Source organism: Aquiflexum gelatinilyticum, assembly GCF_024813435.1.
Taxonomy (GTDB): Bacteria; Bacteroidota; Bacteroidia; order Cytophagales; family Cyclobacteriaceae; genus Cognataquiflexum; species Cognataquiflexum gelatinilyticum.
In genome coordinates, this window is sequence record NZ_JANAEZ010000011.1 from 150,422 (window position 1) to 166,243 (window position 15,822).

The following is a 15,822-nucleotide window of genomic DNA, read 5'->3' on the forward strand; positions in this document are numbered from 1 at the left end:
TATCCCCAATAGTGTAAATCTATATTTTTAAAAAGTCCAATAATTTTTGGGCTAGAACCAAATGATCATGATTTTTTTGGACATATTCAATGCAGTTTTTTGATTTTTGCAAATAATGTGTTTCAGAAATACTATTTAGAATTTGTTTTAGGTCATTTTCATCCTTATAGATGTAACCCAATCCAAATGTGTCAATGATGCCATCGGGATTTACATTTTCAGTCGTTAATATTGGAGTTCCTGTCATCATTGCCTCCAAAAATGTATTGCTAAATCCTTCGTACCTAGAGGTATTCAAAAGGAATTTGGATTTGGAGAAGAAAGGTAAAATTTCATTTCTCGAAACTGAACCCACAAATTCTACATTAGGTAAATCTTTTAATTTTTCGATAAAGATTTCAGTTTCCTCATCTAAAGGGGATATGGGCTTACCCGCAATTTTAAATTCTTCATTTGGTAAGGACAAAACAATATTGTACAAAAGTTGAAGATTCTTTTGATACCTAAAATTGGCTACCCAAGATATGTATCCTGATTTATTATAATCCTTAACAATAAAATCAGAACTTATCACTATTGGATTAAATAATTTAATTATATTTTTATTAGGATATTTTTTTTTGAGGGTGTTGAATTGAAATTCATTTTGAACTGATATAAAGTCACATATCTTAAAGCCAAGTTGTATGAATATTTGATCGAATTTTGAATGGGTGATTTTAATTCTTTCATCAAGCATGTTGTCATTTGCAATTCTTAATATTTGCTTTATCCCCAAAAACTTATAAACGAGTCCAAGAAAAAAAGAATTCCAAGTTGGAATTGGTTCATAAACATAGTTCGGATCACTCCTTTTTATTGCTGAAATGAGGTTTGGATACCTGTAGGTTAACCACCTTGCCCACCTCATTCCCTTAATGGGGTCATAAGTTTCAATTGTTTCAATTAACTTAAATTCATCCTTGGTGCTTCTTTTGTCATCACTTGTTTTAAACACATTTATTTTTACGCCAAGCTCACTTAATGCAGTTATCCATACGAATGATTCAACTACTGCACCTCCAAAAGGATTTCCTTTTTCAACCATCATTTCAATTATGTCTGATTGGGTGAATAAAATTTTAGTCATGATTTCAAGTTTTCAAAGTTTAATTATAATTTTCACCAAGAATTTGTAAAAAATCAAATTCTGTAATCGGTTACTTGGGTAAAATTTCCAATACCTTATTTCCTAAAATTATATGGTCATGATTTTCTTTCACAAAATTTATCATTGCATTTGATTTTGATTTATATTCAGATTCTGATATACTTTTCAAAATACCTTTCAAGTCATCACTATCTTCATATACGTAACCAAGATTATTGTCATCAATTATCCCATCTGGGTTAACATTAGATGTCGTTAAAATTGGTGTCCCCGTAAGCATAGCCTCCAAAAATGTATTGCTAAACCCCTCATACCTTGAGGTATTCAATAGGAAGTTTGCATTTGATAGAAAAGGTAATACTTCGCTTCTTTTTAAAATTCCTACAAATTCAACATTTGGTAATCTTTTGAGAAAATCAATGTTGTCTTTTGTTTCATCATCCATAGGGAATAAAGGTTCGCCTGCAATTTTAAAATTGATTTCAGTGATGTTCTTTGCTATTTGATAAAGGAGTGAGAGGTTTTTTTGGTATCTGAAATTCGCTATCCAAGCAATATATCCTTGGCTTGAAAGATTTTTTGGTTTCAAAAACCTGTAATCAATGATTACAGGATTAAAGAATTTGAATACAAGATTTTTTGGGGATCTTTTTTTTAAGGTTTTGAATTGAAATTCGTTTTGGGTTAAAGTTAAATCACTATATTTTAGTGCCAATTTTATAAAAAAGGCTTCTACTCTTTTGTGGTCAACAAATATTCTATTGTCAAGGACATTGTCATTCGCAATTCTTATTATTTTCTTTATTCCTAATATTTTGCAAATTATTCCCAAATAAAAAGTCGTCCATCTGGGAATGGATATGTAAAGGTAATCGCTTCCACTTTTTTTTAAAGCGCTGTATATTGATGGAAACCTATAAGTAAACCATGTCAGTCTTTTTTTATATTTTTCAGGATGGTAAATAGATATCGGTTTGACCCAATCAAATTCAGCAAGTAATTTTCTGTTGTCATTTTCAAATTTTGCCAAGAAAACTTCAAATCCCAACTCATGAAAAGCCTGCATCCAAACTAAGGTTTGTACCGCGGCCCCTCCCCTGGGTTTTCCATTTTCTACTATTAATTCCATATTTTGATGTTGAAAAAAGAATATTTTTGGCATTTTGTATTTGTTATAGAAATTAATGACTGCACAGGTTCAAATAAATGTTTTTTTTGTGAATTGGCAAAAAATAGGGAATTCCTCATCCGCTGTTTACTTACCTTATTTAGGATATTTTAGCAGTCAAGAATTGGGTGAAAATTTAATTTAACTTTTTAATAAAAATTTTCCAATCCCTAATGGAATAGTATTATCAAATCTAGTAAAAAGTAATTAACTCACATTTGAATTCGCAAATATTCCTTTTAATTATTCAATATCAATATTATTTTTTAAAAAAAAATATTATCTATGCGATAGAATCGCCCAAGTTCTCTAAAAAATAATATAAGGATATTCAGATTTGATTGATTCCTCTTCGATTATTGTACAATATTTGTGATTGAGTTCATTTTTATCTCTTTAAAATGGTAAATAAATTAAATATAAAAAACTGGTTTTCTGATTTTAGGTTTTTTTATTCCTATTTGGGAAGTAGAATTTTTATTTCCTTAACCCTTAGCTTTTCTGTTGGATTGATGGATGGTTTGGGTTTGGCCATGTTTATCCCACTCCTTCAGCTGGTTGAATCAGGAGGGGTTTATGATGCGTCATCCGGAGGGTCTGGAAATATGGATTATTTTATACAGGGTCTAAATTATGTTGGGCTTTCTCTCAATCTTGTAACGGTGTTGCTTTTGATTTTGGTGTTTTTTTCCTTGAAAGGAATCTTTAAATTTTTGGAATCCTACTATAGTGTTATTTTAGGTACAAGGTTTGTTAAAAAAGTCCGGTTTGAAGCCGTAGAAAGTATCAGCAACCTTAATTACAGGTATTTTATTAAAATTGATTCGGGTAAGATTCAAAACTCTTTTAGTACTGAGGTGGATCGCGTGCAACAAGCATACAAGAATTATGCTTCTGCAGTCCAATCCATAATGACTGTGGTTGTTTATATTTCCTTGGCATTTTTGACAAATCCTCAATTTGCCTTGTTGGTGGTTATTGGAGGAGCACTTTCGAATTTGGTTTATAACCGACTTTACCAAAAAACAAAAGAAACTTCTAGGAGGATTACCTTAGGTAACCATACTTTTCATGGATTGATGATGCAGCAGATCCATTATTTTAAATACCTCAGGGCTACAGGGCAGATAAATGAATATAATAAAAAAATCAAGGAGACTATTGTGGAATTGGTGAGTAGGAACAAAAAAATTGGGTTTTATAATTCAATTCTTTTGGCAACCAAGGAACCACTTTCCATTTCTGTGGTTGTGGCAGTTATTATTATCCAAACCACCTATTTTAATACAGCACTGGGGCCAATTATTTTGAGCTTGTTGTTTTTTTACCGCTCGTTGAATCAAATTATTGTTTTTCAAAATTATTGGAATTCCTTTCTCAATTATTCCGGTTCTTTGGTGAGTTATAAGGAATTTATTTCGGAGTTGAATGCGAATAGGTTAAATTATAACAGTGGAAAATCGGTTGATAGCATAGAAAGAGTGGAATTACAAGAGGTTAATTTTTCTTATGATGAGAAAATATTGCTGCGTGGGATCAACCTGAAAATTGAGAAAAATAAGACCATTGCCTTTGTGGGTCCAAGCGGCAGTGGGAAAACTACCTTGACCAATATTATTACAGGTTTGCTACCTGTAGAAAGTGGTAAACTATTGGTAAATGGACATGATTTGAAATTATCCAATATTCAGCAATACCAATCCAAAATTGGGTATATCACCCAAGAACCTGTGATTTTTAATGATACTTTATTTAATAATGTGACTTTTTGGGCTGAAAAGTCGAAAGAAAACCTGTTGAGGTTTCAAGAAAGTATAGAAAAAGCCTCTTTGTCTGAATTTTTAACGAACCTTGAAAGAGGGGAAGATACTCCTTTGGGTAACAATGGAGTAATGGTTTCGGGAGGTCAAAAGCAGAGGATAGCGATTGCGAGGGAGTTGTATAAAAATGTAAATTTATTGGTTTTGGATGAGGCCACTTCTGCCTTAGATTCTTCAACCGAACAGGAAATACAGGGATATTTTGAAGGTTTAAATGGTAGTCTGACAATCATAGTGATTGCACACCGGTTGTCTACCATTAAGAGTGCTGATATTATTTATTTATTAAATAATGGAGAAATTGAAGAGCAGGGAGATTTTTTCAGTTTGCAAGAAAAGTCTGCAGAATTTAAAAGAATGGTTGAATTACAGGATTTTGGTTCCATAAAAAGGGAAGAAAAGGTAGTTTAATAAAAATTACAAAATCACTTTAAATTAGAAATTAATTTTTTTAAAGATAAAGAAAAACAATACCAATGAGAATTTTAATTGACATCAATCATCCTGCCCATGTTCATTATTTTAGAAATTTTTATTCGATTATGGTAGAAATGGGCCATAAGGTATTGTTTGTGTCCCGGAACAAAGAAATTGAGCACCGTTTATTAAATTTATATAAGATTCCATTCCAGGATAGGGGCAAGGGAAAGGATGGGAAAATCGGGAAATTCATTTATTTGGTCTATGCAAACTATAAGTTATACCGGTTGGCAAAAAAGTTTAAGCCGGATTTATTTTTGAATTTTTTACATCCCTATCCATCCCAAGTTGCGAAGTTTTTGGGAAAACCATCACTTGTGTTCAGTGATACCGAACACGCTTCACTTCACCATAGACTTACAGTTCCTTTTGCCACTAAGGTATTTACCCCCTCCTGTTATAGGATAGATTTAGGTTCCAAACATGTCAGGTTTCAAGGGTACATGGAGCTATCCTATCTCCATCCAAATTACTTTACTCCCAACAAAGAAATTCTAAAAATTTTGGAAGTTGGAGAAGGTGAGAAATATGTAATTGTAAGGTTTGTATCGTGGGCAGCTGCACATGATTTTGGACATACCGGGATGTCTTTGGAGAACAAAAGAAAAGCAATCCAAGAAATGTCCAAGCTCTCCAGGGTATTCATTTCCTCGGAAAGAGAACTTCCTGAAGATTTAGAACCCTACCGAATCAAGATCCCATTTGATAAAATCCATGACGCTATCTTCTTCAGTTCATTGCTTTTTGGAGAAAGTGCAACAATGGCCTCTGAGGCAGCAGTTCTGGGAACTCCGTCAATATTTATGGATAATGACGGAAGGGGATATACCGATGAGCAAGAAAAAAAGTACAATTTGGTATTTAATTTTACTGAAAGTGAAGAGGATCAACAGCGGGCTATTGGAAAAGCTTTGGAATTATTGTCTGATTCCAAGAATCGAAATAAATATGAAAGCATTAGAAAACAGTTGCTAAAAGATAACATTGATACAACTCAATTTATGGTAGCGGAAGTTTTAAAATATTCATAACCTACCTGGCAATTCGAAATATTTATTCCATTGGTAAAGGTTCTTCTATATAAACCTCCCCTTAATAAATATAAATTTAATCCATTTCCATGGTTTGATTCGCAGATAAGCTTGATTTTTGTATTTCATTTGGATTTACCAAATTAGACAAATTGATAGCATTGGATTCCGGTTAAATGCTAAAATAGATTCTTCTCTCTCAAAGATAAATTCACATTTTGTGACCAGCCAAAGTACAAAAAAATAAAGCCGGACTTCACCCGTGTTTAATTTTGACAGAAATAAAAGCAGGTATACGAATTAATTTAAAACTATGATTTTTAAAGAAAGTGGTGCTGTTGCATTATTTAATAGTCCGTTATTTTTAAGTGCATGGGATGATTTATGGCATAACTGTCCATGGGCGACAGTATTTCAGCACCAGGATTTTGTTATCAACTGGTTTAAATTATATCCTTCCTATTCCCCTATTGTAGTTACAGATTGGGATGGACAAAAATTAAGTGGGGTTTTAGTTGTAACATTTAAGGATAAGAAAGAAATCACAGCTGCAGGGTTTGACCAAGCGGAATATCAAACTTGGATTTCTTATCCTGCTTCCGGCAATGATTTTATTCAAACTTCCATTTTGGCTTTACGGAATGAGTTTCCAAAGGTTACTCTTCATTTTAAATATTTGCCTTCTCATACACCCCTCGCTTGGTTAAAGGACTTTCAAATCTTAAAGGGAAGGTATTTCCGGAAAGAATATGAACAACCCTTGATGTTCCTGAATAAAGAACAATTGGAAGCTGAATTGAAAAAGAAAAACAGGAAAGAAAAGATTAACAGGTTAAAAAGGATTGGAGACCTTCAATTTGTTGAACTTTCCAAAGTCTCAGAATTTGAGATGGTCATTGATGAAATGATTTTACAGAATGACTTTAGAAAGGGGGCTCTATATGGCAAAATGGTATTTCAGGAAGAATTTCAAAGAAGGGAATTTCTTTTAAAAATGTTTGAATTGGGGCATTTACATGTTAGCCTTTTGAAATTGGATGAAAAGGTAATTGCTTCCAATGCAGGTTTTATCGGGGAAGATGTGATTCATCTACAGGGGATCAACAGTCATTCTCCATTTTTCTCTAAATATTCTCCTGGTATTTTGCTTTTTTTAATGCTAGGTGTTCAGCTTTCAGAAAAAGGGAAAAAATATTTTGACCTTACGCCTGGGGGAATTGATGGTTATAAAAGCATGCTATCCAATTTTAAAGAGGAAGTACATGAATTATGGATTTCCAATAGAAAATTCATTTTTTCCATGATTTTTCGAGAAAAAGTTAAGAATTGGGTTTTGGCAATTTCTGAAAAGTCAGGTTTCTTTTCTGCAGCGGTGTCAACTTATCGTGATAAAATTAAAGGCAGAAGGACTTCAAATAATTTAAATGGTTTGAATTTGAACAGTCCAAGGAAACTTGATGATAAAAATTCAAAAAGGGACAAAATAAATTTTAATTTGATATCCATTTCTTTAGCAACAGAAGCGGGGATTGATTCTCTATCCATTAAAAGAAATCAAATTTCCGATTTATTTTTATTTGGTGTTGAGGAAAGAAAATTGGATAAACGGAATTTATTCTCGGATTCATTGAAAAAAATTGAGATGGGGTATGACTTGATTACAGTGGTCCAGGATGAAAAATTGAAAGCAGTACTTTGGTTAATGAAATTGCAAGGAAAAAACCATTTAGAAAATTCTGAAAGTAGAAGTACTTTTGATGCTCTTGGTCTGTTCTTTTCTTTTTACGAGAAAAGTTGTTTAAATGAAATTCTCTTTTCAATTAAACAAAATATTCAATATTTGTTCCCTGAAATTGAAAATGTTGAAGGAATTCCAATTGAGTTAAGTAAAGAGGAAATGGATTTGATCGGGGATTCATTATTTTTAAATACTAAATCACGTTGAGGGCAAAAACGATTTATTTTGGAATACTAAAATATTTGAAAAGAGTTAAATTCAATCAGGATTTCGATAATGGTATACACGCTTAGATATTTTATATGAAAAGGATATTGGTAACAGGAGGAGCAGGTTTTTTGGGCTCCCATTTATGTGATAGATTATTAAAAGAAGGCAATGAGGTACTTTGTGTTGATAACCTCTTTACGGGTAGGAAAAAGAACATTTATCACCTTTTGGAAAATAAGAAGTTTGAATTCCTAAGGCATGATGTGACCTTCCCGCTTTTTGTAGAGGTAGATGAAATTTATAACCTTGCCTGCCCTGCTAGCCCTGTACATTATCAATTTGATCCAGTTCAAACAACAAAGACCAGCGTGATTGGTGCAATCAATATGTTGGGTTTGGCTAAAAGGTTGAAAATTAAAATTCTTCAGGCAAGTACCTCAGAAGTGTATGGTGATCCAGAAATTCACCCCCAACCGGAATCCTATAAGGGGTCTGTCAGCACAATCGGAATTAGGGCTTGTTATGACGAAGGAAAAAGATGTGCAGAAACCTTGTTTTTTGATTATCATAGACAACATAAAGTGAATATCAAAGTGATGCGGATATTCAATACCTATGGTCCAAGAATGCACCCTAACGATGGCAGAGTGGTGAGCAATTTTATAGTGCAGGCTCTTAAGGGAGAGGATATTACAATTTTTGGTGATGGGATGCAGACCAGAAGTTTTTGTTATGTAGATGACCTTATTGAGGGAATGTATAAATTGATGAATTCAAGAGATGGTTTTACCGGTCCTGTTAATATTGGGAATCCCGGTGAATTTACAATGATTGAATTGGCACAAAAAATCATTGCATTGACAGGAAGCAAAAGTAAGCTTCAATTTCTTCCTTTACCACAAGATGATCCAATGCAAAGGAAACCGGTCATAGAATTGGCAAAAAAAGAGCTAGATTGGGAACCTAAGGTGTCTTTAGATGAAGGATTGATCAGTTCAATAGATTATTTTAAAAGAGAATTATCTTTGTGAAAAATTTATGAATTTTTAAAGGTATGATTCGTAAAAATAGTCGGACAAAAAATGATTACATGTGTAAATTTCGGCATTAACTTTATTTCATTTTTTAACAATCTTTACTTAGGAAAAAATGAAAAACCATTTGTTAGTGATTTTGAATAATTAAAGAAAAAGTGGCATGAATCTAGCTAAATGAAATTTGGAATAAAGTTTAATAAAGTGAATATTGTATTTCGGATTCTCACCCTATTTTTTGAATTCTAGAAACTTTAATTGAATGAAAAGCATTTGTGAATTTTTTTTGAAAGATTGGTTGATTTAATTTAAAAACGATGAACAGTAAAAAAATTAAAATTCTTTTTTTTATAGGGTCCTTAAATTCAGGAGGGAAGGAAAGAAGGTTAGTTGAATTATTGACATATTTGGAAAATACGAAACGGTATTCACTTATTTTGGTGACCAAAAACAAGAACATCGGTTTCAAAAAAATCCTTGAACTAGATGTCAATTGGATATCTCTTGATTCAATAAATAGTAAGATCAGTAATTTTACAGAATTTTATCAAGTTGCCAGAAAAATAAATCCTGATATCATTCATACCTGGGGGGCAGTTCAAACTTTTACAGTGTTGCCATTCATTTTTTCCCATAGACATATAAAGCTTGTCAACAGTCAAATTACTGCAGCCCCTCCAAAAATTAGTATTGGTCGAAAAATGATGAACAAAATGAACTTCTATTTTTCAAAAGTAATACTGTCAAACTCTTATGCAGGTATAGAAGTTTATGAACCACCAAAATTTAAATCTAGGGTTATTTACAATGGCTTAAATTTAAAAAGATTTCAGAATCTTATCGAAATCAAGAAAGTCAGGAAAGATTTTGATATAGATAGAAATTTTGTGGTTGTGATGGTTGCTTCTTTTTCCAAAAATAAAGATTATAAAAGGTTTTTTGAGGTGGGTATCGCTTTGACTAAGTTAAGGCAGGACACCATCTTTATTGGTGTAGGTTTTTTTCAAAAGGAGGATTCAAAATATTTTGAAGAATCCAAAGTCTTAATAGATGGCTACACAAATCTAAGGGCAATACCTGGAACGACAAATGTTGAATCTTTGGTTAATGCTTGTGATTTAGGGGTTTTATTTTCTAATTCTGAAATTCATGGGGAAGGTATATCTAATTCTGTAATCGAATATATGGCTCTTGGAAAGCCCGTCATTGCCAATGATGCTGGTGGTACAAGGGAAGTTGTAAATAATGATAACGGCTTTCTGATTACCAATGAATCGCCTGAGCAAATAGCAATATTGATAGATTCGCTTTTCAACAATCCGGAAAAAATGCAAAAAATGGGAGAAAATTCAAAAAAAAGGATTTTGGATGAATTTACATTGGCTAGAATGGGAGAGGAGTTTGAATCTGTTTATCGATCTGTTTTATAGAATTTTATATGAAAATATTGTTTGTTAGTAGAATAAAAAATGGGAAAGCCAATCCCTTCGTTCACGAACAAGGAGAGGCTTTAAAAAAATACCATAATCATGATATAAAACATTATTTAATTGAAAAGGGAGGGTTTTCAGGATATTTAAGCTCTAGTTTGGAAATATTAAAAATATACAAAAAAGAGGGGTTTGATATTATACATGCCCACAATGGTCTTGCAGGTCTTTCGGCATCCTTATCAAAGATTTTTTCATTTTTTAAAATTAAGTTGATAATTACATTCCATGGGACTGATATCAATGATGTCAATGAGAGAAAATTATCTGTCATTGCATCAAAGATGGCTGATTACAATATCCTAGTTTCTTCTTTTATGAAAAAGGTTATACCTAAGAATTCTGAAACTATCCCATGCGGAATAGATATGGATGTTGACATTAAAGAATTAAGTGTTGTAAGGGACAGTTTAGGATGGCCCTTGGATGATTTTGTTATTTTGTTTTCCTCTTCTTTTGACAGAAAAGTGAAGGATCCTGAATTTGCTTTCAAAGTGATTGCCCAACTTAGAAAGGAAACCAATACTTCCATCCAATTTTTAGAATTACATGGATTGAATAGAAGTCAAGTTAATACCTATATGCAAGGTGCAAACCTTTTGTTAATGTGTAGTATCAGCGAGGGTAGCCCTCAAGTAGTAAAAGAAGCGATCTTAAACGGTCTTCCTATACTTTCCAATGATGTTGGCGAAGTAAGAAGTATTTGCAAAAATATTCGCGGTTGTTTTATTGAGCCAAAGAATGTAGATGATTTTGTATGGAGGATTAAAGAATTGATTAAAAAGCCAATGAGAATATCTGAAAAAGATAAAATCGAAGAGTTTGATAATAAAATTATTTCAAATAAAATCGATCAATTATACCATAAAATCAAGTGATTTTATTTCAAAGGGACTATTTCATGGAGCTTTACCGATACTGCCTAAAAATCTAAAAAAAAATTTAATATTTCTAACAAATTGTGTTTGATAACTTAGGTTTTTACTTCGATTTACTGTTTTAAAATCAAGTAGAAGAAGGATTTATTTTTCTTCATGCTTAATTGAAAATTATTAATGATTCTTAGCGTTTGTTGCTACATGGAAAATCACCCAAAATTTGCCAAATCTTCTGAAATTGAAACCAAGATTTTTCGCGGAATCGAGGCGTTTTCGGTTTTAGAAGAAAAGGAATTCAAAGCTCAATGGAGTAAACTTTGGAATAATTGTGAAGTAAAAAGCATTTTTCAAGAAGAGTCATTTGTTTTGCCATGGTATTTAATCAACAAGGATGATTATATACCGATTCTTCTGTGCGTTTATTTTGAGGACCAATTGGTTGGATTACTAACATTGGCGCAAAAAATTGATAAAAATACCGGAAAAGGAGATTCCAGATTAGAGGGTGCAGGGACATTCTATGCGCTATATCAAACCTGGATTGTGTTGCCTGGTTTTGAAAAGGATTTTTGGGACTATGGGATCAAAAGACTTTTTAAATTTTTTCCAAATACATTCATTAATTTGAAAAGCTTACCCGATCCAAAGGGTTTTACTCCTTTTGTTGAATTCCCTTCTTTCAAAAAAATGACTGTTTTTGAAGAATATCAAAATCCAATCTTGGATTATGAACAAGGGGATTTTAAAGAAGTTCTAAACAAAAGGCATTTTAGGTCTAAATCAAATAGAATTAACCGTGCTGGACAAGTCCGGTTTGAAAAGGTAAAATCCAAAGGAGAATTAATCAGTGCCCTGAAAGATATTGCTGTTTTTTATGATTTGAGGCAAGGTGCCGCATTTAATAAAATTCCTTTTGGGGATGACCATACACCCCATGATTTGTTTGTGAGTTGGTTTGATCAAGGGATTTTACATGTCTCCATTCTGTGGTTTGATAATGAGCTGATTGGGGCAGTAATCATTATTGAGGATAATAAAACTGCACATTTGGCCGGTTTGATTACATATTCTCCAAGGCATGGGAAATTTTCTCCCGGTTTGGTACATTTATATTACCTAGGACAACTTCTTTATGAAGAAGGATTCAAAAATTTAAAACTTTCTCCCGGATATGATTCTTACAAAGAGCGGTTTTGCAACACCCATGAAGACTTATATGAATTGCTAATCAGCCCTAATCTAACTGATGTTTTTAGGAGAAAAATCAGAAAAAAAATCAGACAAAATTATTTACGACTAGGGGTTCGCCCCATGGAAGTGGGGGTAGTTCTGAATAAAAAGATTGCTAAGGTTAAAAACAGGCTTAATTACTTTTTTAAAACATTGAGATTAAACAATTCGAGTTCGGATAATAAGAGTCTTAGTTGGGCGAGAAAAATAGTAAATGAGAAATATCTTCCGAATTCAGAATTTAAAAAAGACTATTTAGATGATTTGTTAAGAGTAGGAGATTTTGATTTGAATGTTTCAAGATGGGAATTTTTGGAAGATTCTTTAAAAAGGTTGGAGGAAAATCAAAAGTTTATAAGCTTAGTTAGAGATAATAATTTACTTGCCTGTATTTGGTACAATGATAATTCCTCTTCGAATTCTGGAGAAAATAAAATTGACTCAGATTTTGAAATTCTTAAAGTATACGTATCTTTAAGTTTAGATCTAAAAAAAGATTAAAAAAATCACCCATTTTGTTAATTTACAAGGTCAATATGTTCACTCCTAAAATTTTTTAGTTGTAAATGAGCTTCAAGTTACCGAACACCATCATCAATTTCCATGTTATTAAGGATATCCAATGGATGGAAAGTATATTACTCGTCCTAAAAAGACATTATAATTTTGTGAACCTTGATGAATTAGAAAGTTTTTATTACGGAGATTTAAAGCTTAAAAATGCTTGCCATATCACTGTTGATGATGGTGATAAAAGTGTTTACAACCATTTGTTTCCGTTGATCAAAAAACACAATATTCCAATTTCTATTTATGTTTCCCCAAAATCTGTCAAAACCGGAAGCAATTTTTGGTTTCAGGAGATTAAAGGTTATGATTATAGGAAGTTGTTGGAATGCATGAATGAAATCAACCATAGCAAAATAAAATATAGAAATGAATTCCAGGTGCATGCCTTACTCAAATCGCAGAAAAGTGATGAAATCTATGGGCTAATTGACTTTTATAGAAAAAGATTCGGTGTCCCAACTAAGGATAGGATTGGAATGAATCTTGAGCAATTACTTGAACTTCAAAATTCAGGATTGGTTGAAATTGGAGCACATTCGCAGACTCATCCAATTTTGAAAAATGAATCTGATGAAAAAGTTATTTTAGAAATAAAAGACTCTATTGAAGAATTAAGTGAAATGTTAGGGAAGAAAGTAAGGAGTTTTGCTTATCCCAACGGTATTCCCGGATTGGACTTTACCGAACGGGAAATCGGGATTTTAAAAAAATGTGATATAAGACTTGCCTTTTCCACAGAAAAAAGACGATTTAACATCAACGATAATCCATTAATTATTCCAAGAAACGGTATTTCGAAAGGGAGTCCTTCATTTATTTTTACAAAATTAGTGATTGGTGATTATTGGTCATTATTGAGAAAATTCTTAAAGGGAAAGCAAGAGGTAGATTATAGGTAATTGTTTTGATAAATGAAATGAGATCTTATTACTGATATATAACTTTTTTCTAAATTTTAATTATTTTATTTTCTTTGTTTTTGACTTTATTTAACTTGTTTACTTTAAAAACCCATTAATTTTTCAAATTCTGTTAAATTAAATTTTAATGATTATCAAATATGAAAATAGCGATTCATAAGGAAATTGGAAACTTTTCAGAAAGGTGGATGGCCTATTGTGAAAAAATGCAAATTGAATACAAAATTGTAAATTGTTATTCTAATGATATTATTCACCAACTAAAAGATTGTGATGGCCTTATGTGGAACCATTATCAGGCCTCTGAACCTGATAAAATTTTCGCAAAACAGCTTTTATTTTCCTTGGAGGTGAGCGGGAAAAAAGTTTTTCCTGATTTCTTTACAAGTTGGCATTATGATGATAAAGTTGGTCAAAAATACTTGTTTGAGTCAATTGGTGCTCCACTTGTTCCTTCTTTTGTGTTTTTTACTAAAGTTGATGCGATTCAATGGTTGAACGAAACAAGTTTCCCTAAAGTATTCAAACTGAGAAATGGTGCTGGTTCATGGAATGTTAGGTTAGTTAGAAATAAGCTAGAGGCATTAAAATTGGTAAATACTGCTTTTGGTCAAGGATTTAGCCATCAGCATAGACCTTTAGATTATTTGAAGGAAACCTGGAGAAAGTATAAATTAGGTAATAGAAAATTGGTTCATGTAAGAGGAGCCCTTAAAAGATTGGTGTACGTCCCTAAGCATGAAAGAAAACTGAACAGGGAGGTTAATTATATCTATTTCCAAGAGTTTATCCCGAGTAATGATTTTGATATTAGGATCATCGTCATAGGTGATAAGGCATTTGGTATAAAAAGGATGGTTAGAGAAAATGATTTTAGGGCTTCAGGAAGTGGATTGATTTTTTATGGGAAAGAAAATTTTGATGATAATACAATTAGGATGGCCTTTGATATTTCTAAAAAAATGAAAAGCAAGTGTGCCGCTTTCGACTTTATTTATGATAATGGTAATCCATTTGTTGTAGAGGTCAGCTATGATTTTGTTTCCTCAGTATATGATAAATGTGAAGGATATTGGGATAGCAATTTGGTTTGGCATACCGGAAAATTTAACCCATATGGATGGATGGTTGATTTGTTGTTAGAATGAATTTTTTTAATATTTCCTATGGAAAAGACTTGTTTTTTAACAGGTCTTTTTTTTTTATCTCTTATGGTCTTTGTTTTTTAAATGTGATCAAAAAGATTGTTTTGAAATTAATATTTGAATCAAATAAAGCCTTCAAAATCAAACATGGACTTTGAAGGCTTCATTAGCATTAATGTGTTTAAATTATTTCTTCAGGAACTTGAATACCTGTTGGCTACCATTGGTATTGACGAGTAGGACATGTGTACCGGGTTTTAGCCTCAATTTGGAAATATCCAAGACCAATGTTCCGTTTTCGGATTCAAATTCCTGATCCATCAAGAGGATTCCTTTCATGTCGAATATACTTACCTGTACCCGGTCTTCCTGCAGATTAGAAAGTTCAAGGTTGATCAGATACGATACAGGATTCGGGAACATCCTTGTTACTCCCGGCCTTTCCCTTTCTTGGGCATCTTTTTCCGTTACTGAAGAATTTTCTTCTGAGCCGCCGGATGGATTTTGATCTTTTTGGCTGTCAATTATTCTAAATGATCCTACCAAAGTCACCATGCTAGCTATTTCCGATGGGGTCAGTGCCCTGCTGTAAAGCATGACATCATCCAGGTCACCGTTCCATCTGTTTACTGTTGAAATGGCACCAATTCTCAGGTCTGCGGTGTTTGAAATGATCTGAACCGGGGCATAAGTTGCCGAATTGTCTTCGACGCCGTTGATGTAGATTGTTGATTTTGTTCCGTCAAATGTTACGGCGACATGTGTCCAAGTTGATCCGTTTGCGACATAACTTTGGTTTGAATTCAGTTTATATGCGGATCCTGAGGCTGCTCTGTTGATTCTGAATTCGAGTTTGCCATCGGATAAAATCCTGAATTCAAAACCGTTACCGCTCAATTTGGAGAGGATACCTTTGTTTTCGACGGCATTTGGCCTGATCCAAGCGGCAATTGTGATT

General features: G+C 32.7%; 12 protein-coding genes. 9 read left to right on the plus strand and 3 right to left on the minus strand.

Annotation, left to right across the window (positions count from 1 at the left end; translation table 11 throughout):
- Positions 1-19 precede the first annotated feature (19 nt).
- Both NK987_RS19625 and NK987_RS19630 read right to left on the minus strand, forming a co-directional pair.
- Positions 20-1,129: a glycosyltransferase family 4 protein gene (locus tag NK987_RS19625; protein WP_259265240.1), complete on the minus strand. Its 1,110-nt coding sequence runs from the start codon at positions 1,127-1,129 to the stop codon at positions 20-22.
- Positions 1,130-1,199: 70 nt separating this feature from the next.
- The gene (locus tag NK987_RS19630) at positions 1,200-2,279 is read right to left on the minus strand and encodes a glycosyltransferase (RefSeq protein ID WP_259265241.1); all 1,080 of its coding nucleotides are present in this window, start codon (positions 2,277-2,279) and stop codon (positions 1,200-1,202) included.
- Positions 2,280-2,719: 440 nt separating this feature from the next.
- On the opposite strand from NK987_RS19630, the gene NK987_RS19635 reads away from it, so the two are divergent.
- The 9 genes from NK987_RS19635 to NK987_RS19675 all read left to right on the plus strand — a co-directional run bounded on the left by NK987_RS19635 (position 2,720) and on the right by NK987_RS19675 (position 14,867).
- A complete protein-coding gene (locus NK987_RS19635) occupies positions 2,720-4,549 on the plus strand; it encodes an ABC transporter ATP-binding protein (protein ID WP_259265242.1) in 1,830 nt (609 codons plus the stop codon).
- 65 nt (positions 4,550-4,614) lie between these two features.
- A complete protein-coding gene (locus tag NK987_RS19640) occupies positions 4,615-5,649 on the plus strand; it encodes a DUF354 domain-containing protein (protein WP_259265243.1) in 1,035 nt (344 codons plus the stop codon).
- Between the two features lie 313 nt (positions 5,650-5,962).
- Entirely contained in the window at positions 5,963-7,594 is a 1,632-nt protein-coding gene (locus NK987_RS19645) for a GNAT family N-acetyltransferase (protein WP_259265244.1), read from the plus strand.
- 95 nt (positions 7,595-7,689) lie between these two features.
- Positions 7,690-8,628, plus strand: a complete 939-nt coding sequence (locus NK987_RS19650) for a UDP-glucuronic acid decarboxylase family protein (RefSeq protein WP_259265245.1) — start codon at positions 7,690-7,692, stop codon at positions 8,626-8,628.
- A gap of 320 nt (positions 8,629-8,948) precedes the next feature.
- Complete coding sequence (locus NK987_RS19655; RefSeq protein WP_259265246.1) at positions 8,949-10,061, plus strand: glycosyltransferase; 1,113 nt, start codon at positions 8,949-8,951, stop codon at positions 10,059-10,061.
- Between the two features lie 8 nt (positions 10,062-10,069).
- Positions 10,070-10,999, plus strand: a complete 930-nt coding sequence (locus tag NK987_RS19660) for a glycosyltransferase family 4 protein (RefSeq protein ID WP_259265247.1) — start codon at positions 10,070-10,072, stop codon at positions 10,997-10,999.
- A 453-nt stretch (positions 11,000-11,452) separates the two neighbouring features.
- Positions 11,453-12,730 carry a GNAT family N-acetyltransferase gene (locus tag NK987_RS19665; protein WP_259265248.1) on the plus strand — a complete coding sequence of 426 codons (1,278 nt, stop codon included), beginning with the start codon at positions 11,453-11,455 and terminating at the stop codon, positions 12,728-12,730.
- Between the two features lie 398 nt (positions 12,731-13,128).
- Complete coding sequence (locus tag NK987_RS19670) at positions 13,129-13,698, plus strand: polysaccharide deacetylase family protein (protein ID WP_420841192.1); 570 nt, start codon at positions 13,129-13,131, stop codon at positions 13,696-13,698.
- Between the two features lie 161 nt (positions 13,699-13,859).
- On the plus strand, positions 13,860-14,867 hold the full coding sequence (locus NK987_RS19675; protein ID WP_259265249.1) for an ATP-grasp domain-containing protein: 1,008 nt from the start codon (positions 13,860-13,862) through the stop codon (positions 14,865-14,867).
- 183 nt (positions 14,868-15,050) lie between these two features.
- Here the strand turns inward: NK987_RS19675 and NK987_RS19680 are convergent.
- Positions 15,051-15,822, minus strand: a 772-nt coding sequence (locus NK987_RS19680) for a LamG-like jellyroll fold domain-containing protein (protein ID WP_259265250.1), incomplete at its 5' end; no start/stop codon positions are given.